This window comes from Paraburkholderia sp. SIMBA_030 (genome assembly GCF_046535245.1).
GTDB lineage: Bacteria > Pseudomonadota > Gammaproteobacteria > Burkholderiales > Burkholderiaceae > Paraburkholderia.
In genome coordinates this window covers 1-255 of sequence record NZ_JAWRXB010001054.1, presented here as the reverse complement: position 1 = coordinate 255, position 255 = coordinate 1, and the positions used below count along the sequence as shown (strand labels likewise).

Annotated in this window: 1 protein-coding gene; it reads left to right on the top strand. The window is 60.0% G+C overall.

Translation table 11 applies throughout. The features are described 5' to 3' along the window. A partial coding sequence (locus tag SB772_RS43255) for a hypothetical protein (protein WP_410838930.1) occupies nt 1-255 on the top strand: 255 nt, incomplete at both ends.

Here is a 255-nt window from a genome sequence, read left to right as displayed (position 1 = left end):
ATCGTCAACTGCGACCGCACCACATATCCGTACTATGCGTCGAAGGCCAAAAAAGAGGCGGTCTACGCGCAGGCATCCTTGGAAACAGTGGTGGTGCGGGCCACCCAGTTCCACAGCCTGGTTGCCGCGATCTTCCAATCGGGAGCGAAGCTTCGCCTGATCCCGGTCTTCAGGGGCGCGAAATTCCAGTCCATTTCACCCACCGACGTTGCCCGTGGCCTGCTTGAATCCGCGTTTGCAGTCCCGGACACGGAG